This window comes from Blautia pseudococcoides (genome assembly GCF_001689125.2).
GTDB classification, from domain to species: domain Bacteria; phylum Bacillota; class Clostridia; order Lachnospirales; family Lachnospiraceae; genus Blautia; species Blautia pseudococcoides.
The window spans coordinates 2,379,478-2,398,910 of the sequence record NZ_CP015405.2 but is presented as its reverse complement, the minus strand read 5'-3'; the positions used below and the strand labels follow the sequence as shown (position 1 = coordinate 2,398,910).

The window sequence follows — 19,433 nt, the reverse complement described above, 5'->3', positions numbered from 1 at the left end:
TGTTAAAAAATGAATGATTATAATGAAAATAAACTTTCTGGAGTAGCAGGAGATCTTTTGGTTGAACTTAGTGAAATTGATAAAATTTCTGAAGATGCAGAGAATCGTGATATTTTAACGATTACTGTTGAATGTAGTGCACTTTTTACAATAGTATGTTGTTAATAAAAGGTAGATAATGCAATGCATTATCTACCTTTTTGTAAAAGGAGTAAAAGCCATGAGTTTTGATAAAATAACATATTTACATGAGAGAATATACGAATATTCAAAAAAGAAAATAGATAGAACACAGACAGAATATAAATTGCTGTCATCAATACTGGGTGAGGATGTATTGGAGAAAATATTGAAAGAATATAATAATCTAATGCCTTTTATTAATAATGAACAATATGCTAACATTGATATTAATTGTAGTGAATATTTGGACTGCTTTAGTAAGTATATGTATAGTGCAGAAATTAAAAAAAGTTATAATTGTAAATATTTTACTTGTTTTTTTTCTTGGTATTTAGGATATGCAGAAATGTTGTTCAAAAAAAAATATGCTTGTAAAAATGATTTTTGCCAAATAGAACGGAGATATCTGGGATATGTTTGTAGGAAAATAGAAAACGTATGTATACGAGTGTTGATTTGGGAAATAAACAGTTATAGAGAGAAAAAAGTATTGAGAGGAAAAAACTCGGAAGAAGAGTATACATTTTTTAATGAGTCTTTTAAAAATCCGAAGCGATTTCGTGACCTTTTAGAAAAATATCCAGTTATGCATAGACAGTGCTTGGAAATTATTCATAATACTTTTTCTAATATAGAAATGTGCCTTCAGCGGTTTGAAAAAGATGCTGAAACCATTGTTAAAAGTTTTTTTTCAGGTGAAACATCAATAGAAATCACTGATATTATAATGGGGGTAGGGGATGTCCATCAGAACGGAGAAGAAGTACTGAATATAGTTCTTAATAATAAAGAAAAAATCATATATAAACCGAGAACAGGAAAAAATGAGATTATATATGCTGAAATATTAAATTTAATCGGGAATAGCTGCAACTTAAGAATGATAACAGCTTCGGTACAGGATATGGGTGAGTATAGTTGGCATGAGTATATCAAAAGTAGGGAATGTAAAGATATAAAGGAAGTAAAAGAATATTATCAGCGCGTAGGTATAATATTGTTTATTCATTATATTTTAGGAACAAAAGATATACATTATGAAAATTTTGTGGCCTGTGGGAAATATCCGGTTGTTATTGACATTGAGTTGATGTTAGCACCCGAAAAAAAAGGGGAAAATGTGGGGGAATTTTCTGATTCTGTATTAGAGAGTGGTATTCTTCCATTTGGTATATGGAAAAGCAAAGATAATGGTGGTACTGATTTTAGTGCAATCAATGGTACTGGACAACAATTATTACCGTTTAAGAAAGTAGTAATAGAAAATGCAAATAGATCCGATATAAAAATAGGGTATGTTAACGCATATAGTAACAGCAACATGAACCTAGTTAGAGTAAATGGAAAATTTTTAAAACCGCAGGATTTTGTCAAAGATATTATGAGAGGATTTGAATCTGCTTATATGGTAACATTAAAAGAAGAAAATGCCCGAAAAATAGTAAACTTGTTTACAAACAAACGTATACTATGTCGGTATTTATTAAGGGATACACAAGTATATTCAATGTACCTAAGAAGTTCCTTTCATCCTTTCATTTTAAGAGATGGTGGAATACGTGAAATGTTGTTTGCTCGTTTGATGAAACAAGCTACATATAGTGATGGTATCGTACCATATGAAATTAAGATGTTATTGAACGGAGCAGTACCATATTTTTATTTTGATTCATCAGAAAGAAATCTCAGAATGTTGGATGGATCTAAGATTGAAAACTATTTTGTAACAACAGCAAATGAAAATCTTGAAAAGAAGATAGAAAAATTGAATCTATCGGATTTACAATTTCAAAAACAGCTTATTATGTTAACTCTTGAGTTATCATCTTTAGCAAAAAATTCTGTTCAAAATGTTAAAGTACAATTCAAAAAAAATAATTTAGTAATTTCTAAAAATATTCGTCAGTTAGCAATGGAAGGAGTTAAAATAATTGCAGATAAAATATGCGAGTCAGCATATACAAAAAAAAATATTTCTGATATTAGTTTTATTGATTTTTCAATATCACATGATACTTTATATGATTGGAATTTTCATGAAATGAATCCATATTTTTATGATGGATATTCCGGAATTTTATTTTTTATGAATATAGTGGGCATGATGATAAAATCGGAAAAATATAAAAATTTTTCCAGATTGCTAAAAGAAAAATTGTTTAAGTATACGAACAATCTCTGTAGTTCAAGGACTACATTAAGTGGCGGTGCATATACAGGTGAAATTTCCATTGTGTATGCTTATCAATTACTATTTTTAATATCAGAGAACCACAATTATCTGGATTATGCTGAGAAACATATAACGATTATATGCAATAACATAAACCCAAGAGGAGATGCCGACTTAGTAAATGGGGATGCTGGGGTTATAGTTCTCAGTTTGAATATGTATAGATTAACAAAAAAAACAAAGTACATTCATTATGCAGAAGAGGTAGCAAATTATTTAATTGCTAAATTAACTGATATAGATAATGGTTGTGGTTGGAAGCACCCAAGTTATAACGAACCTCTAGCGGGATTGTCTCATGGATGTAGCGGGATTGCAATGTCACTTGCTTATTTATATAATATATCTAAGGATAAAAGATATTTACCTATAATAGAAAATTTAGTTAATTATGAAAATACATTTTATGACCATAAAGCTTTGGACTGGATAGATATAAGGAGTAAAAAACTCCAAAAATATAAAAAAGAAAATGTGGTTTCATGGTGTCATGGTTCAGGCGGAATTCTTTTATCGAGAATGGTAATTCAGGAATGTATATCAGAATTGCCCTGTAAAGAATTTTCACAATTTATTTTAAGAGATTATGAGAGAGCATTGTATACTGTAAGAAAAAATATATTTCGAACATCAAATTGTTTATGTCATGGAACTTTAGGAAACTTTGAGATTCTAAGAAAATCAGGGGTTCTTTATAGTGATGAAAAAATATACTTTATGTACATGTGCTATATTAATCATCTATTAGATGACAGTGATACATATTATAAAGGGTATAAATTAGATTTTACTTATTTAGGTCTGATGCAAGGTCTAGCAGGCATTGGTTATTCTTTAGCATGTTTTTTGGATAAAGATATTCCATCAATATTAATGCCAGTATTAGAAAAAGCGAACGGTCATAAACCGACAATTTAAGGACATATGTAACATAGGAAATATAAACATGTTATGATAAACAAATGACTAAATAAAATATTTGTATATATAGGAGGGGGGATATGGGATTAACAAATTATGGTTTGGTTTCTCCCTTATGTAAAACCTCTGCATGTGTTGTCGATGAGATGAGAGAAAAATTTGAGGATTTTGATATTGATTTAAAGGCATCATATGATTTTGTTAGCGTTATAGAAGATTTGAGAACTGGAATTAGTGACTTCGTAAAGGCAGGGAATCAGATCGATGCATGTATAGTAATACCGGAAAGCTTCGTTTTGAACAATGATATTCAAAAAATAATGAAATTATTAGGGATTAGTCCTAAAATACAATATAAAATGGTAGGAATAAGTCATGGAAGTATTGAGGCAATTGGTAAGGCTGTTGACATAATCCATACAAAAGGATATAAGCGTGTTCTTATATTGACTGGGGGGATTATATTTCAAACGTCGTTAAAAGAGAATATTTGTGAAAGGAATATAATGGGGTTTGCATGGTCCACTATTATGATAGAAAATCAGAACAATGCGTTGGATGGTTATGAAAGTAATTATATTGATAAAACATGCAAAACAATTGAAACGGGTTTTAACTTTAAGGAATTTGCGAAAGATATCACATATTTTATGTCAGTGAATAATTTCACAAATAATGATATAGATAATATCATTATTTGTGGAGGATATGGAGTTGCAGCAAAATCAGTATTGCGATCAATGGGAAGAATAACGGATTCTATCATTTTGTTAAATGATAAATATGGGGATTTTGGGGTATCATCTGTTGCAATGGCCATGAATTTGGGAAAGAAAATAAAGTCTGATTTTGGAAAAAGAGTAATAATAATAAATATTGGATATAACCAAGAAATAGAAATTATGAGTTGGCTATATGGTGAAAACTATATTTCTTTTTAAATTCTTTAACGAATTAGTGCTAAAAAGGATATACCTTTTAGCGCGGACTTTTGCTAAATGCAAAAACATATTGTTTCTTCCATCATTTTGTAAAAATAGAGTTGAAATTTACTTTTGAAAATTTCAACTCTATTTTGTTTTAATAGTAGTCTGTTATATTGTAGTTAAATACCATAAAATCTGTGAAGTTTGAATTATTGACAAAACTAAAAAATAAAAGTATAATATATAATATATGACGATATTTTTAATTTAGTCACAAAATCCGGCAATGCCGAATGATAAAGGAGAGAAATTTATGCCTAGATTTAATGAACAAGAGCGGGAAACCATATCTCATACTCTAATGTCTGAAGGAGAAAAACTTTTTTCTAATTATGGATTACGAAAGGTAACAGTTGATGACCTGGCAGAAGTAGCAAATATCTCAAAAGGTTCATTTTATGCTTTTTTTCAGAGTAAGGAGCATTTGTTTATAGAAATTAATTTTAAATTACAATCAAAACTTTTCGATGAGGTTGAAAATGAATTAAGAAAAAAAGAGAATTTACCCAAGGATGAACTACTCGTATTGGGAATAAAACTACTACTGCATGGCTTTTTACATCATCCTATTTTAACGAACCTTGAGAGTAATACATGGGAATATCTTAGAAGGAAATTACCAACAGAGGTATTTGAAAAACATACATTAGATGATAGTAAAATAATCGACAAATTCATTGAATTGGGTATAGAATTTAAAGAGCCATATAATGTATTAATTAGATTACTTAGAGTTATATTTTCCTGTCTTGCAGAGTTAAAAGATGATCCAGAACAGGAGAGAATCCTTGATATTGTAATTTATGGTATTGTCCAACAAATTGTTGTGTAATTGATAGGTTAAACTTTATATCATCCATCTACACCAAACGTATGAGAACGTCAACGTTTCATCTGTTACTATAGTGCTTTTAGGGGAGATGGATTTAAAGTAAGAATAAAGGTTGGTAGTTAGAATATTCGGTTGATGCACTTATTGGTTTTTTCTGAACTATGGGTAACAACGTGTTATAGTTATATATATAAATATCCGGGAAATCTTTAGAATATAAAGAACTCCCGGATATTTTTATTTGACTATTTTGATAATTTGCCCACAGATTAGAAAGGCTATACTCCTTTAGAGCTATTTATCTCCTATTAAACTTTCAGCAATAAGATATTAAGTGCTAGAGTGGCGAACGGACAAAATTTTACATTTTACGGACAAAATCAACACAAAATTATATTATATGATACTATGATAAATATATATGACCAAAAAGAAAATAAGGTCAAATATATACAAACGAAGCAAGGAGGATATTTGATGGTAAAGAAGATATTGTCTGGTAATGAAGCAATTGCATATGGTGCGGCTGAATCCGGTATAAGTGTAATAGCTGGTTATCCAGGACTCCCATCCACAGGGATTATTGAGGCGGCAGATGAGTTTGAAAATATTTACTGTGAATGGAGTTCAAATGAAAAAGTGGCTATGGATGTGGCGATTGGAGCATCAATTGCTGGAAGTAGAGTTATGGTTACGATGAAAGATTTAGGATTAAATGTTGCAGCAGATCCTTTTTTTGGAGTAGTTGGAACTAAAATTAATGGTGCCCTCATTATTGTGGTTTGTGACGATTCAGGAAGAGAACAGGGAGATGATATGAACGATGCGAGGCATTTTGCATATATGGGAGAAATTCCGTTGTTGGAGCCTGCAAGTGTGCAAGAAGCAAAATCGTTTGTCCATGTTGCTGTAGAATTAAGCGAAACGTATTGTGTTCCAGTAATAATTCGTATGACTGCAATTGTTACACATTCACAGGAGATAGTTAATACGGATGAAGAGTATTCTGAAAAACAACATTCTGCATTTCGTAGTTTATATGCAGCGAAAACAATTGCTAGTACAGTTGCAAGTTTTCCTCAAAATTCAAAATTAAGAAAAAGTACAGAACAATATTATTACGATTGGAAACAGAGATATAAAGATTTAAGTATCTACACAGAGAATACGAAACTAAATAATTATGAATATAAAGATAAAAGTATCGGGTTTATCGGTTCAGGAGTATCTATCCTGCATGCAGCAGAAGCATTTGCTAATGCTAGTATTTTTAAACTGGGAATGACAAATCCATTGCCAGAAAAAAAGATTAGAGAGTTTTGTAATAATGTATCTAAGGTATACATAGTGGAAGAATCACATCCAATTTTGGAAGAAAAAATCAAAGCAATGGGAGTTGATGTTACTGGAAGTGAATTGTTTAAAAGAAAAACAGCTCCTTTTTATATCACGCCGACTAATATATATGAAGCAATAAATAATGTTGATCTAATGCCAATAAAACATAAGTTTATGCTGCCAATGCAGTTGCCAGCTAATTGTCCGGGATGTCCACACTCGTTTCTTTTTGAGTCATTAAAAGAATTAGGAATTAAAGTGATGGGAGACAGTGGGTGTTATGCTTTGAATCTATATCCTCCCGCTAATTCAATGGAAATGTTTTTGTGCATGGGATCTTCGGTTAATATGGCACATGGAATCGAGAAATCATTTGGAAAAAGTAATTGTGTTGCAGTTATGGGGGATGGCGTTTTTTATCATTCTGGAATAAATGGTATTTTAAACCTTATTTATAATAATGGTACATCAACAGTTATAATTGCGGATAATGATTGTATTGCCATGACAGGGGGACAAAATACGTTAGCATCAAAATGCTCAATTGAAAAATTGTGTGAAGCAATTGGAATTAATCGAATTAAGATTATTGATCCATACGATATGGAAGATATGAAAAAAACTATACTAGATGAAATTGAAGTAGATGAGCCATCTATAATTATCAGCAGACATCCATGTATACAAAAAGTTAAAATGAAATCCCATAATTACTTTTATATTGACAAAGAACAATGTAAGGGGTGCCTTAAATGTACACAGGTTGGTTGTCTGGCAATTGCTCAAAAAAATGGAAAGATGTCGATAAATAAACAACTCTGTGTGGGATGTGGACTTTGCTTAGAGGTATGCAAATGTACTGCAATCAAGAAAGGTAGCATGTGATATGAAGAATAACGAAAATATTATAGTATTGGGACAAGGCGGGCAAGGAGTATTAAAGGCTTCAAAATTATTATCTGAATATTACGCTCGGATAGGAAAAGAGGTTAAAACATCAACACTTATCGGTCTGGGAGTTAGGGGAGGAGGCGTGTACAGTCATGTTAAAGCTGGCGAACGGATTGTTTCACCATTGATAATGGCAGGTAAGTGCGACATGATCATTGGATTAGAACAATTAGAGACGCTCAGATGTCTTGATTATTTGAAAACGAATGGTTATTTGGTAGTGAATGATTTGTATATACCACCTACTACAGTAAGCAATGGTTTGGAAAAGAATTTTGAAGGAGACTTTAATGCGATTTTTAGACAACACAGTGAAAATTTTCATCTGTTTAGTGGAGAGCAGATAATAGAGAAAATGGATAATAAACCTGTGTTGAATTCATTTTTCCTAGGCGTTGCTGCGCGGATATTAAAACACGATGAAAAAATATGGTTGCAGGTCTTAGATGAAAATTTATCTATTAAGTATGTAGATATGAATATGAAGGCTTTTATGTTAGGTCTTGATTATGGTCAGGGAGGAAATAATGAAGTATAACGCAACAATTACATCGATAGGTTCATATGTTCCTGAGAGTGTTCTTACAAATGAATACCTTGAAAAAAACTATGACACAACAAAAGAGTGGATTGACACTAAAATTGGTGCAGATAACAGGCACATAGCAGCACCGGGGGAGGCAGCTTCTGATTTAGCATATAAAGCAGCAAGTAAATGTCTAGAAAAAACAGATGGAAAGATTGATTGTATTATTGTATCTACAACATCTCCAGATTATAAATGGATATCAACAGCATCTATTGTTGCTAATAGATTGGGGTTGAAAAATATTTCGGCGTTTGATGTTCGGGAGGGTTGTTCTGGATGTTTACATGCATTAGATAATGCATTTACTCTTATAGAATCTGGCACATATAGGAGAATTCTTGTTATTGCATCAGAAGTATTATCGAGATTTATGGATTACACAGACAGAACTATGCCAGCTTTCTTTGGAGATGGAGCGGGGGCAGTTATTGTTGAAAGATGTGATAGTCATAGACAGGGATTTGAATATTCTTATCTAGATTGTGATGACAGTATCTATGATTCCTTAATAATTAAAACAGGTGCAAGTTCGCAATATTACCGTAAGGATAACTATTTAAATGGTGATATTTATTGGTACATGAATGGAAAAGACATTTTTAATTATGCGGTAAAATCTTTTAAAAAGTTAGTTGAGAAAATAAGCAATGACACCAATATTTCACTTTCGGATATTGATAAATTTATTGTTCATCAGGCTAATAAGAATATTATTGAAGAAAACTTTAAAATTCATAGTATTTCAATAGAAAAAACTAATTTTACAATACAAAAATTTGGTAATACAGGTTCATCTTCCGTTTTTTTATGTCTTGATGATGCAGTGAAAAGAAATTTTATCGTCAGCGGAGACCGTGTAGCACTTTTCTCATTTGGTGCCGGTGGAAATTTCGGAGTTATAGTTCTGGTATGGGATGGAAAAGGAGGATGTTCATGAAAAAATTTATGATGGGTTATGAAGCAATTGCTCAGGCTTGTGTTGAAAATAACGTGAAGTTTGCAGCAGGTTTTCCAGGTTACCCATGTATTGAGATTATTGAATGTATAAGTAAAGAAAATAATGTTTATTGTGAATGGTCAGCTAATGAAAAAGTTGCCTTCGATGCGGCAGTTGGTGCCTCATATGCAGGAAAACGCGCTGTGCTTTCTATGAAAACGGTAGGATTAAATGTTGCTGCAGATTCTTTTTATGCTGTAACAGGAAGCAGAATTAATGGTGGTATGGTAATTTTTATTTGTGATGATATTGGACGTTTAGCTGCTGATGATATGTGTGATTCTAGGGAATATGCATTGAATGCAGAAATTCCTCTATTTTCACCAGGAGATGCACAAGAGGCATACGATTATCTAAAATTCGCTTTTATTATCAGTGAACATTATGAGGTGCCGGTTTTCTATCGTTTGTCATCTGTTGTTACCCATACGGGGATGGCAGTAAATATAGCAGACCATAGTCCAAAATTGTGTGATAAATCATTTGGTACATATAGATATTTCCCTAAGACAATTACCGGCTCAATTGCAGAAATGAATAAAGATAGTAAGTTATATAAATCTTTCGCAGATGCAGCAATTGATATTTCTAAAAGAAAAGAAAACATACTGAATTTTATCAATAATTTTGTACTAAATAGAGTGGAGTATAATTCAAAAGATATAGGATTTATTTGTACAGGTACAGCATATAACTACACAAAAGAGGTATTTCCAGAAGCATCTTTTTTAAGACTTGACGTTTTATGGCCTTTAGAACTTGATAAAATTCGTAACTTTTTTGATAACGTAAAAGATGTTTTTGTTATCGAGGATGGTAAATGTCTGATTGAATCGCGTCTCAGATCGCTAGGTTGTTCCGTGAAAAATAAAAATATGTTTGAACGAAAAGCAGAGATCTATAGGCTTAGTCCTACATATATTAAAAATGAAATTTATAAATACTATGGTAAACCCATAGATGAAAATATTCCGAATGATGATCTGCCCTATAGATTGCCAGTAAACTGTGCAGGGTGTCCTCATAGAAATGTTTTTTATGTTCTTAAAAAATTGGGGGTTAAGGTTTTAGGTGATAGTGGATGCTTCACATTAAATTTATTCCCACCTATAGCAAATATACATTGTTTTGTTTGTATGGGTTCTGGCATGGGATTGGGACATGGATTCTCAAAAGGAAATAAAGGGGGAGAACGTGTTGTTGCTGTATGTGGTGATGGGGGATTTTTACATTCTGGTATAAACAGTCTAATGAATGTATGTCAAAATGATGGCAAAGGAGTTTACATCATATTAGATAATCATGGATTGGCTATGACCGGTGGACACAATACCCCAGGAACCGGAAAAAATATTAACGGGGAAACTGTTAAACCTTTCAGCATTGAACGATTTTGTGAGGCATTAAAAATTGATTGCACTATCCTTGATCCATATGACTTAAATTTAACTGAAAAGGTGATTGAAGACAAATTGTCTATGGATACACCACAAATAATTATTATGAGACATGCTTGTGCAAGGCGTTATCCAAGAGAAGCAAAATATACGTTATCTATAAATTATAACAAATGTAATGGATGTGGTAAATGTTTAGAAATGAATTGTCTCGCCATGTCACGAAATGAATATTCTTCACAAATTAAACCAGTCCTTAATCAAAAAATGTGTGTATCATGTGGCATATGTGAGGCGGTCTGTGATCAAAAAGCCTTTTATAAGGAGGAAACAAGATGAAAAATGATGGAGTGAATATTTTCCTGACAGGTGCAGGAAACCATCCCGTTATGTTGGCAGGAAATTTAATTTCAAGAGCAGCATTTTATGAAGGATATGTTGCTAAAAACACTTCCGTAATCGCTTTAGGAGTTATAGGTGGTGCTGTTGTAAGTCAGGTTAGATTTGGAGAAAAAATTCTATCACCACTATTTTGCAATGGGGAAGGGGATTATATGATTGCATTTGATAAGTTGGAGGCACTTCGTAATTGTAATCAGTTAAAAAAGAATGGAACAGTAATTGTTGCAAATGAGATCGTACCAGTCACAAGCGTATCTGGATTAATTGAGAATCCTATCACGATAGAAGAAATCAGCGAAAAGCTCAAAGCTTCTAGACGAACAATTCTAGATATACCAATAGAGGATAGTATAACCTCAGGTATTGATGGACAAATGTCTTTGATTGGGATTTTGTCCAATAGAATTAGTATCAGTATTGATTCTTGGGAGAAAGCATTTGAAGACATATTTCCTGAAGATATTTTAGAAATCAAAAGAAAGGGGTTTGAACATGGAAGGCAATTATTTTTCAGCTAAAATTTCTTCTGTTGGAGTTGCAGAGGGAGAGGGATACACGACATCTGAACTAGCTATTATGTCATCAGAAAAATGTTTTAAGAACCTAGAAAAATTTAATGAAAATTCTGTAGAGGCGATTCTATTATCTACTGGTTTGCCTGATAATTTTGGAACAAGTACCTCAACACTAATAAAAAAAGCTTTTAAAATTGCAAATTGTGCATGTCATGATCTAACAGCTGGCGATACAGGATTTTTATATGCATTGCAGTTAGGAGCGTCTTATATCGAAAGTGAAAAATACAGTACTGTTTTAGTCGTAGCAGCTGAGACACCGACTGTAATAGTCGAAGAAGATTCTACTTCAACAAAAAGAAATAGAAATGTGGCAGGTGCAATATTGTTACAAAGAACGGATACTCAAACGGGATTTCATGAATTTGCGTTGACTACTAATTATGAGGCGGAAGAAATTTTGAAATATCCTGTTGGGGGGACACGTTATCCTATATCATTTAATGCTGTAATGCGTAATGAATGTAAGGTTAAAATGGATTACCAGCTAATGGATAGAAAAGCTATAGCAAATATAGCTGAAAGTATTAGAAAGAAAAGTAAGTATTTTTCTAGTGAATTTAATACGAAGATTATATTTCCGACATATTTTAAAGAAGAACTAATAAAGCAAATCATGAAAGAGAGTGGTGTATCAGATTCATATGTTTTTTCTTCAATAGAAAAAGGATATTCGGGAAGTGCATCTATTGCTATTATACTAAAAAAGTTTTTTGATAGTTGTGAATATAAAACAACAAATTATATATTGGCTGTTGCAGGAGCTAATATGACATATGGAACTGTAATATATAAAATTTCTTAATGAGGAGACTAAGATATGAATGATAAAAGGACAAATAAAGAACGACTTATAGAAGCTGCAAAAGAAAATGATCTGCAGACTGTAGAGATATGTGCTGAAACTGCAGAAAAAGTGTTTTTGAATGTAAATTATAGCCAAGCTAATTTTTTTTCCTGCTTATTAAGCTATGTAGGAGAAAAATTTGGGGATGAGGCTGTACGGGACGCATTACTATATGTAGCCGACTATACTTGGAAAGATAGCTACAGTGAACTCTTGAAAGATAAACAAAAAGTGATTGATTTTTGGCTGAATAATTATGCTTGTGCGACATTCGATTTTGATGTAGAAGAAGATGAGGAAAAACTGACAATTATAATTAAAGAATGTAAAACCGGTGGCAAAATTTTAAAGGATAGTAAAAAATTTGGTGTATCAAAGGAACCGGCAGACTGGTGTTTTAACAAAAAAAATATCCCTTATTACTGTTCTCACTGTAAAATAAACAAAGAAATAGTTCCTAAAATGATGGGCTATGATTATTGTGAGTTTGAATGTGGCGTATTTAAGGAAAAATCAGGGGAATATGTACAGAATCCATGTAAAATGATTATTTATAAATCCAAATAAGGAGGAATTAAAATGCTTACAATTGATTACAGACTTTTACCAGAAGAAAAAAGAGGAACCTTACAAAATACATCAAACTTAGGTTTTGGAACAAAATTTACAGACCATGTCTTCCTGATGTATTTTAATGAAACAGAAGGATGGCATGATGCACAGATTGTAGAAAATTCATCTATAAACCTAAGTGTATCAGCAGCAGTTTTTCACTATGCACAGGAAATTTATGAAGGAATGAAAGCATATAGGGATAGAAATGGTCAGGTCTTTTTATTTAGACCATGGGAAAATGCAAAACGATTCAACGAATCAGCAAAACGTCTTTGTATGCCAGAATTGAATGAGGAAGATTTTGTTATTGCAATTAGAGAATTAATTAAGATCGAAGAGAAGTGGGTACCATGCACTGAAAATTCAGCTTTATACATAAGACCAACTATGATTGCGATTAGTGATAACATAAATCTGGTAGCTGCTACAGAGTACTTATTCTTTGTAGTTTTATCCCCAGTTGACCCATATTTTAAAACCGAAAAAAAATATCTGGATATTTATGTAGAAGATAAAATGGCTAGATCTGTATACGGTGGAGTTGGCAATGCTAAAACTGGTGGGAATTATGCAGCAAGTTTGCTCTCAACAAAAATAGCTCATTCAAAATCATGTTCACAAGTACTTTGGCTTGATGGAAAAGATAGAAGATTTATTGAGGAAACCGGAGTAATGAATATCTTTTTTGTACAAAACGGTAATCTTTTAACGCCACTTTTAAATGATACAATTTTGCCGGGTATAACAAGAAAATCAGTTTTGCAATTGGCTAAGGATAATGGAATAAAGACTGTTGAAGGAAAAATTAGTATTGAAGAAATAATTGAAGGAATTTTGGATGGTACAGTAACTGAATGTTTTGGTACGGGTACGGCAGCCGGTATTGCTGCAATTGGTACCCTGAATTATAAGAATCATGTTTATGAAATTAATAGAAAATTGATTGGACCGATAACAGAAAAATTACAATACAATCTTGTAGGTATTCAATATAATGTTTTAGAGGACCCATATAATTGGAGGATGCCTTTATGAAGAGTACATCAATTGGAAGTTGATAACTCTCAAAATAATATCTACATCAATCACGGAAATAATTTTACTATGGAACATTTAATATGGAAATAGAAAAGAGGACAAAAATGGAAAAAAATATTGGGATTATAGGAACAGGATCTTACATAGGCGAGAAATTGATTACTAATAAAGATTTAGAGAAAATCTATGATACAAATGATGAATGGATTAGGAAGCATCTTGGAGTAACTGCACGAACCAAGGCAAGAGATGACCAGAATACTTCTGACTTAGCTTTTGAAGCCTGCAAGAAGGCACTTGACATGGCTAAACTAGAGGCAACAGACATTGATTTAATTATTTTGGCAACTTGTTCTCCTGACCATTTAGCGCCAGGTACGTCTCTTCTTGTTCAACGGAAACTTGGTGCCACAAATGCAGCAGTATTTGATATGAAGGCACAGTGCGCAGGATTTGTTCATCTGCTTGTAGTAGGTGCACTAATGGCTCAGGGGAGTTTTAAAAATGTTATGGTCGTAGCGTCTGAACTTTTACTACGTTCAATGAATCCTAGCGATAGATTTAATAATGCATTGTTTGCAGATGGAGCTTCAGCAGCTATATTGACGGAAGTACCAGGAACAGATACTGGCATATTGAGCTATCACTTAGGGGCTAATCCCGACTTTTATGAGGCGGCATTAATTCCTGGCGGTGGATGTGCCAACCCTTTAACACCAGATAAATTAGAAAGAGGTGAACAATATTTAACTTGGGCATTTTCAAATTCGGGTAAAACCAATAAAGATGAAATAGCTCATAATACAGATATGAAGGCAAAAGAATGGGAATTTATTTGCAATGCTGTAGTAAATAGTATGAAAGATAGTTTATCACAAATACATGCCAATGTTGAGGATTTGGACTTTGTACTGGCACATCCTGGAAGTATTAAAGCGTTAGGCGCAATAAAACAGATGCTAAAAATTCCAGACGAAAAAATTGGAGAAGTTTTTACAAAGTATGGTAATTCATCAGGACCACAGGTGGGTATCGCTTTGGATGAAGCAGTTCGCTCAGGAAAGATAAAGAGTGGAAATCTGATTGGGTTGTTTGGTATCGGTATGGGGATGCAGTGGGGGTCAGTGATTTTTAGATGGTGTTAATTGAAAAGAGGAGTATAGTGTGAAAGAAAGCAGAGGTCAGCCAAAAAGTGGCGCACTTATCTAAGCTGCCAGTAGTTGGCAACTTTTTATGGGTATTAAGTTTAGGAAAAATTTTAGGAAGCTATTGGTTTCGGAGGTGGATATAATCCCTCTCGCTGCAATAGTTTCATGGCTTGCTTGATAGCTTTTACTTTCTGTTTTTCCAGTAAAGCTTCAGGCATATCAATTTTATACAAATCGCTTGGATTCCAGGTTTCTCCAGTTGATAACATCTGGTAAATGGCAGTCAGAATCATCCGGGCGATTGCAATAATGGCTCTTTTCTCGCCATGACGTTTCGTAAGAGATTCATATTTCTTTTTGTAGTAAGGAGATTTGTTGGATGTAACGGCTGCATGAGCAAACTGTACTAATGCAGGTTTGAGGTAGACACCGGCACGTGTAACCCGAACAGACTTCTTCTTACCACCAGATTCTTTACTGTCAGGAGTTAATCCAGCCCAGCAGCATAAACGTTTGGAGCTTGAGAACTGAGCCATATCAATACCTATTTCGGAGATGACGGTGATTGCACTGTTACGTTTAACACCCGGAATAGTCATTAGAAACTGGATAGCATTTTCATAATCAGGATCAGAAGAAATCAAAGATTCTATCTCTCGGTCTATCATTGATCTCAGCTGTGATATAATCCATATGTGTACGGACGAGGTGCATACGGTATTTTTGGGAATCAGTCATATGATATCCTCAATGGATTCAATCACTGCATCTTCTTTAGATTTGTGAGACCTAAGAAGTTTAGAAGAAGCTATTTCTTCATGATTGATAGAATTGCCAGACTGTTCAAGCAGATAGTTAATGATGGATGTGGATGACTTCCAAAAGATATCGGAAACAACAGAATCTAGTGCAACATTACAAACAGTAAGCGCATTCTGATATCTATTCTTTTCACTGGAACGGCAGGAAACAAGTTTATAACCATACCTTGTAAACTCACGTAAAATACGAATTTTTTTACAGGGAATATAACTGCCTTTTACAAGTCCAAGACGGAATAAATCTCCAATCCATTTAGAATCCTTTGTGTCATCTTTGTTACCTTTTACTGCTTTTACCCATTTGGGGTTTGCAATGGTAACATTGGTCTTATCTTCTAGGAGATTAAATACAGGGATCCAGTATTTACCAGAGGATTCCATGCAAAGGTCATGACAGTTATTGTTAAGAAGCCATTGACTGAACTGCCACACAATTTAACCAAGGCGTTAAAACAATTCTTAGTGTACGGACTCGAAGTACCACTTATTTGTGCTTGAAAAGGCAGAACTTACACGGATTATTATGCTGTCTAAAACGAGAAAGAATTTACAACTCCTCCTCCCGTGCTTTGTAGTGTAGCTTCTTGAAGCTATTATCTCATGGAGCAGAGGTTTTGAAAATCTTTCATTACTATTTGTGCCGCGCCCGAAGGCGCGCGGAATGGAGATTATTATGATTGAATTTAGATTACATGGTTTAGGCGGACAAGGAATTGTTACGTTTTCTCATTTATTGTCTGAGGCTGCTTTAGAAATGGAGTTATATAGCCAATCGTTACCTTCATTCGGTGTTGAACGAAGAGGTTCATCGGTAAGTGCATCGGTACGAATTAATGATAAGCCCATTTTAATACATGAACAGTGCTCTACACCGGAGTTTCTTGTTATTATGAATGATTCTCTGATACAAAAGGCAATCGATATGGGACTTCATAAAAGAACAAAGCTTATTGTTAATAGTAATGAAAAGCGTTATGAACAAAATGCAATTACCATTAACGCAACACAGATTGCTATTGAAAATAATCTTGTTCACGATAATATTCCTTTTGTAAATATCCCAATGTTTGGGGCAGTTTGTAAAGTTATACAATTTCCACGGGAAGTCGTTGAAATTGTTTTACGAAAAAATTGGAAAGGGAAGATTGCAGAGCTCGATGTAAAAGCGGCTTTGAGTGCATATGATGCAATCTAAGGAGGTATTTGTCGATGGATTCTATTTTACAACCAATTTCAGTACCACAGAAAGGCGCTGCTGGAAATACTGGGGAATGGAGGTTATATAAGCCCATTATTAAGAAAGAAAAATGTGTTAAGTGCTTGAAGTGCTGGATATATTGTCCAGAAGCAGTGATTAACAAAGAAACACTTGAAATTGACTATCAATATTGTAAAGGATGTGGAATTTGTGCAAATGAATGTCCTTGTGAGGCTATTTCAATGGAAAAGGAGTAAATATGGATAAGATATTATGTACTGGAAATTATGCGGCAGCAGAAGCAGTAAAATATGCAAAAGTTGATGTTGTAGCGGGATATCCGATTACCCCGTCTACAAAAATTGTTGAAAAAATAAATGAGGATATAGCCCACGGAATGAAGTGTAAATTTATATCAATAGAAGGTGAACACTCTGCGATGGCTGCAACAGTTGCCGCGTCAGCGGCAGGGGCTAGAGTGTTTACGGCTACATCTTCACAGGGTTTACTTTATATGCATGAAGTTTTGCATATGGCAGCAGGCGGGCGATTGCCAATTGTCATGGCAAACGTAAATAGAGGGGTTTTTGCACCATGGACTTTAAAAGCAGATCATCAAGATGCCTTATCACAAAGAGATACAGGATGGATTCAAATTTATTGTGCATCCAACCAGGAAATATTCAATACAATTTTACAGGCATATAAAATTGCAGAAAAAGCATATTTACCAGTAATGGTAAATTTTGATGGTTTTTTACTTTCTCACTGTGAAGAACCTGTGAGCCTACCAGAAGAAGAAAAAATATCCACATATTTACCTGATTACAAACCCATGTGGTCCTTAAATACTGAAAATCCTACATCTTTTTCCAATGTGACAAATCCTAAGGAATATGCAGATTTTAGAGATAAACTTTCTAAAGACATTTTAAATGTTGGAACGATTATTAAACAAGCCGCATATGAATATCAGGAGTGTACAGAACTATGGGATGGGGATATGATAGAAACATATTGTACAGAGGACGCAGAGATTATTTTAGTAGCTATGGGAAGTGTAGCAGCAGATATTAAATATTGTGTGGATATACTAAGAAAAGAAGGTGTTTCTGTTGGTCTAATCAGAATAAGGGTATTCGTACCATTTCCAGGAATTGAAATTATGAATATTTTAAAAACTGACAGTAAGGTTATTGTTATTGATCGTGATTATCATTTTGGTGCTGAAGATGGAATTGTTATATCAGAACTTCGAAGCTTTTTGTATGGAAAATTAAACTTAAAATGCTTGAAAGGAATGGTGATGGGAATTGGCGGTAAAGAAATCACATGTGAGGAAATTAAACGTGTAATCAAAAAGATGGAGGTTGAAGTTTATGATTAGTACAATTAGAGAAATGCCAGAAGAAGAATTATTATTAAGTGGGTGTGGTTCATGCGCCGGTTGTCCTGCATCACTGGCTTTACGAATTGTTGGAAAAGCTTTAGGGAAAAATGCGGTAATGTTGCTGACTCCGTCTTGTTCTGTGGCTAGTATGGGAATGACCCCTAAAACAGCATATAATTGGCCAAGCATGAATATTACATTTGCCAGTGCTGGTGCATCTGCTGCAGGTGTAAGTGTGGCTCTTGATACTATTAAAGAGAAGAAAAATGATACATGGGAAAAGCCAACTGTTTTTAATTGGACTGGGGACGGTGGAACTTATGATATTGGTTTCCAAGCACTTTCTGCTGCAGCGGAGAGAAATGACGACTTTATACATTTTTGTTACAATAACGAAGCCTATGTAAATACGGGATTGCAACGAAGTGGTGCTACTCCTCGATATTGTTATACAACAACTACTCCGGCGGGAAAGAAGGAGACTAAAAAGAATATGGCATTGCTCATGTTAGAGCATAACGTTCCATATATAGCTACAGCATCGGTTGCATACCCAATAGATTTATATAATAAAATATTAAAAGCTAAATCTATTCCAGGATTTAAGTATATAGAAATTTTCGCGCCATGTAATGTCGGTTGGGGATTTTCAGCAGATAAAACTATAGAAATGGGAAGAATGGCTGTAGAGGCAGGTGCATGTTTACTGTGGGAAGCCCATAATGGTAAAATAGTATTTTCTAAACCAACTGAAAAGTTATTGAAAATGAAAGATAAAAAACCATCTATTGAAAAATATATTAATTCTCAGGGAAGGTTTCAGAAAACTATGAAGGATAAAAAGCTGGAAATCTTGATGGATATTCAAGAGGATATTGATAGAGAAATTCGCTTTATGAAGGAAAGAAGTAAAATATGCTATAGTGTAAACTGAAATAAATGGAATTGTGTTATACATAAGCAATGCAGAGA

General features: G+C 33.5%; 17 protein-coding genes and 1 pseudogene. 17 read left to right on the top strand and 1 reads right to left on the bottom strand.

The genetic code is table 11. The features are described 5' to 3' along the window. Nucleotides 1-9: 9 nt before the first annotated feature. From A4V09_RS24405 to A4V09_RS11380, 13 genes are all read left to right on the top strand, one after another. Nucleotides 10-165 (top strand): hypothetical protein, encoded by a 156-nt coding sequence (locus A4V09_RS24405; protein WP_157123495.1) that lies wholly within the window; start codon nt 10-12, stop codon nt 163-165. Nucleotides 166-220: 55 nt separating this feature from the next. Further along, nucleotides 221-3,334: a type 2 lanthipeptide synthetase LanM gene (gene lanM / locus A4V09_RS11435; protein WP_065542464.1), complete on the top strand. Its 3,114-nt coding sequence runs from the start codon at nt 221-223 to the stop codon at nt 3,332-3,334. 83 nt (nt 3,335-3,417) lie between these two features. Then, a complete protein-coding gene (locus tag A4V09_RS11430; RefSeq protein ID WP_065542463.1) occupies nt 3,418-4,278 on the top strand; it encodes a hypothetical protein in 861 nt (286 codons plus the stop codon). Between the two features lie 298 nt (nt 4,279-4,576). Next, nucleotides 4,577-5,155 (top strand): helix-turn-helix domain-containing protein, encoded by a 579-nt coding sequence (locus A4V09_RS11425; RefSeq protein ID WP_065542462.1) that lies wholly within the window; start codon nt 4,577-4,579, stop codon nt 5,153-5,155. Nucleotides 5,156-5,632: 477 nt separating this feature from the next. Beyond that, nucleotides 5,633-7,378 carry a thiamine pyrophosphate-dependent enzyme gene (locus A4V09_RS11420; RefSeq protein ID WP_065542461.1) on the top strand — a complete coding sequence of 582 codons (1,746 nt, stop codon included), beginning with the start codon at nt 5,633-5,635 and terminating at the stop codon, nt 7,376-7,378. Between the two features lies 1 nt (nt 7,379). Continuing rightward, nucleotides 7,380-7,982 (top strand): 2-oxoacid:acceptor oxidoreductase family protein, encoded by a 603-nt coding sequence (locus A4V09_RS11415; RefSeq protein WP_065542460.1) that lies wholly within the window; start codon nt 7,380-7,382, stop codon nt 7,980-7,982. Next, the gene (locus A4V09_RS11410; RefSeq protein WP_065542459.1) at nt 7,972-8,970 is read left to right on the top strand and encodes a 3-oxoacyl-ACP synthase III family protein; all 999 of its coding nucleotides are present in this window, start codon (nt 7,972-7,974) and stop codon (nt 8,968-8,970) included. The genes A4V09_RS11415 and A4V09_RS11410 overlap by 11 nt, the downstream gene beginning before the upstream one ends. Next, nucleotides 8,967-10,766: a thiamine pyrophosphate-dependent enzyme gene (locus A4V09_RS11405; protein ID WP_065542458.1), complete on the top strand. Its 1,800-nt coding sequence runs from the start codon at nt 8,967-8,969 to the stop codon at nt 10,764-10,766. The genes A4V09_RS11410 and A4V09_RS11405 overlap by 4 nt, the downstream gene beginning before the upstream one ends. Further along, nucleotides 10,763-11,347 (top strand): 2-oxoacid:acceptor oxidoreductase family protein, encoded by a 585-nt coding sequence (locus tag A4V09_RS11400; RefSeq protein WP_065542457.1) that lies wholly within the window; start codon nt 10,763-10,765, stop codon nt 11,345-11,347. The genes A4V09_RS11405 and A4V09_RS11400 overlap by 4 nt, the downstream gene beginning before the upstream one ends. Then, complete coding sequence (locus A4V09_RS11395) at nt 11,322-12,209, top strand: 3-oxoacyl-ACP synthase III family protein (protein ID WP_065542456.1); 888 nt, start codon at nt 11,322-11,324, stop codon at nt 12,207-12,209. Before A4V09_RS11400 ends, A4V09_RS11395 begins: the two co-directional genes overlap by 26 nt. A gap of 15 nt (nt 12,210-12,224) precedes the next feature. Beyond that, entirely contained in the window at nt 12,225-12,818 is a 594-nt protein-coding gene (locus tag A4V09_RS11390) for a hypothetical protein (protein WP_065542455.1), read from the top strand. 12 nt (nt 12,819-12,830) lie between these two features. Next, nucleotides 12,831-13,901, top strand: coding sequence for a branched-chain amino acid aminotransferase (locus tag A4V09_RS11385; RefSeq protein ID WP_065542454.1), 1,071 nt, complete (start codon nt 12,831-12,833; stop codon nt 13,899-13,901). A gap of 107 nt (nt 13,902-14,008) precedes the next feature. Then, nucleotides 14,009-15,049, top strand: coding sequence for a 3-oxoacyl-ACP synthase III family protein (locus A4V09_RS11380; RefSeq protein ID WP_065542453.1), 1,041 nt, complete (start codon nt 14,009-14,011; stop codon nt 15,047-15,049). 113 nt (nt 15,050-15,162) lie between these two features. Here the strand turns inward: A4V09_RS11380 and A4V09_RS26460 are convergent. Beyond that, a pseudogene (locus tag A4V09_RS26460) lies at nt 15,163-16,305 on the bottom strand (IS110 family RNA-guided transposase); the annotation flags it as partial. Between the two features lie 241 nt (nt 16,306-16,546). Here A4V09_RS26460 and A4V09_RS11370 point away from each other — a divergent pair. From A4V09_RS11370 to A4V09_RS11355, 4 genes are read left to right on the top strand one after another with little or no spacing between them, the layout of a single operon-like run. Further along, the gene (locus A4V09_RS11370; RefSeq protein ID WP_065542452.1) at nt 16,547-17,068 is read left to right on the top strand and encodes a 2-oxoacid:acceptor oxidoreductase family protein; all 522 of its coding nucleotides are present in this window, start codon (nt 16,547-16,549) and stop codon (nt 17,066-17,068) included. A 14-nt stretch (nt 17,069-17,082) separates the two neighbouring features. Beyond that, nucleotides 17,083-17,328: a 4Fe-4S binding protein gene (locus A4V09_RS11365; RefSeq protein ID WP_065542451.1), complete on the top strand. Its 246-nt coding sequence runs from the start codon at nt 17,083-17,085 to the stop codon at nt 17,326-17,328. 2 nt (nt 17,329-17,330) lie between these two features. After that, nucleotides 17,331-18,458: a hypothetical protein gene (locus tag A4V09_RS11360; protein WP_065542450.1), complete on the top strand. Its 1,128-nt coding sequence runs from the start codon at nt 17,331-17,333 to the stop codon at nt 18,456-18,458. Continuing rightward, nucleotides 18,451-19,395, top strand: coding sequence for a thiamine pyrophosphate-dependent enzyme (locus tag A4V09_RS11355; RefSeq protein WP_065542449.1), 945 nt, complete (start codon nt 18,451-18,453; stop codon nt 19,393-19,395). The genes A4V09_RS11360 and A4V09_RS11355 overlap by 8 nt, the downstream gene beginning before the upstream one ends. Nucleotides 19,396-19,433: the final 38 nt, after the last annotated feature.

What these genes read in the sequence shown, in the direction of transcription:
- A4V09_RS11400 (WP_065542457.1), top strand. Translation starts at nt 10,763, where the DNA reads ATGAAAAATGATGGAGTGAATATTTTCCTGACAGGTGCAGGAAACCAT.
- A4V09_RS11425 (WP_065542462.1), top strand. Translation starts at nt 4,577, where the DNA reads ATGCCTAGATTTAATGAACAAGAGCGGGAAACCATATCTCATACTCTA.
- A4V09_RS11365 (WP_065542451.1), top strand. Translation starts at nt 17,083, where the DNA reads ATGGATTCTATTTTACAACCAATTTCAGTACCACAGAAAGGCGCTGCT.
- A4V09_RS11370 (WP_065542452.1), top strand. Translation starts at nt 16,547, where the DNA reads ATGATTGAATTTAGATTACATGGTTTAGGCGGACAAGGAATTGTTACG.
- A4V09_RS11355 (WP_065542449.1), top strand. Translation starts at nt 18,451, where the DNA reads ATGATTAGTACAATTAGAGAAATGCCAGAAGAAGAATTATTATTAAGT.
- A4V09_RS11360 (WP_065542450.1), top strand. Translation starts at nt 17,331, where the DNA reads ATGGATAAGATATTATGTACTGGAAATTATGCGGCAGCAGAAGCAGTA.
- A4V09_RS11415 (WP_065542460.1), top strand. Translation starts at nt 7,380, where the DNA reads ATGAAGAATAACGAAAATATTATAGTATTGGGACAAGGCGGGCAAGGA.
- lanM (WP_065542464.1), top strand. Translation starts at nt 221, where the DNA reads ATGAGTTTTGATAAAATAACATATTTACATGAGAGAATATACGAATAT.
- A4V09_RS11390 (WP_065542455.1), top strand. Translation starts at nt 12,225, where the DNA reads ATGAATGATAAAAGGACAAATAAAGAACGACTTATAGAAGCTGCAAAA.
- A4V09_RS11385 (WP_065542454.1), top strand. Translation starts at nt 12,831, where the DNA reads ATGCTTACAATTGATTACAGACTTTTACCAGAAGAAAAAAGAGGAACC.
- A4V09_RS11410 (WP_065542459.1), top strand. Translation starts at nt 7,972, where the DNA reads ATGAAGTATAACGCAACAATTACATCGATAGGTTCATATGTTCCTGAG.
- A4V09_RS11405 (WP_065542458.1), top strand. Translation starts at nt 8,967, where the DNA reads ATGAAAAAATTTATGATGGGTTATGAAGCAATTGCTCAGGCTTGTGTT.
- A4V09_RS11420 (WP_065542461.1), top strand. Translation starts at nt 5,633, where the DNA reads ATGGTAAAGAAGATATTGTCTGGTAATGAAGCAATTGCATATGGTGCG.
- A4V09_RS24405 (WP_157123495.1), top strand. Translation starts at nt 10, where the DNA reads ATGAATGATTATAATGAAAATAAACTTTCTGGAGTAGCAGGAGATCTT.
- A4V09_RS11430 (WP_065542463.1), top strand. Translation starts at nt 3,418, where the DNA reads ATGGGATTAACAAATTATGGTTTGGTTTCTCCCTTATGTAAAACCTCT.
- A4V09_RS11380 (WP_065542453.1), top strand. Translation starts at nt 14,009, where the DNA reads ATGGAAAAAAATATTGGGATTATAGGAACAGGATCTTACATAGGCGAG.
- A4V09_RS11395 (WP_065542456.1), top strand. Translation starts at nt 11,322, where the DNA reads ATGGAAGGCAATTATTTTTCAGCTAAAATTTCTTCTGTTGGAGTTGCA.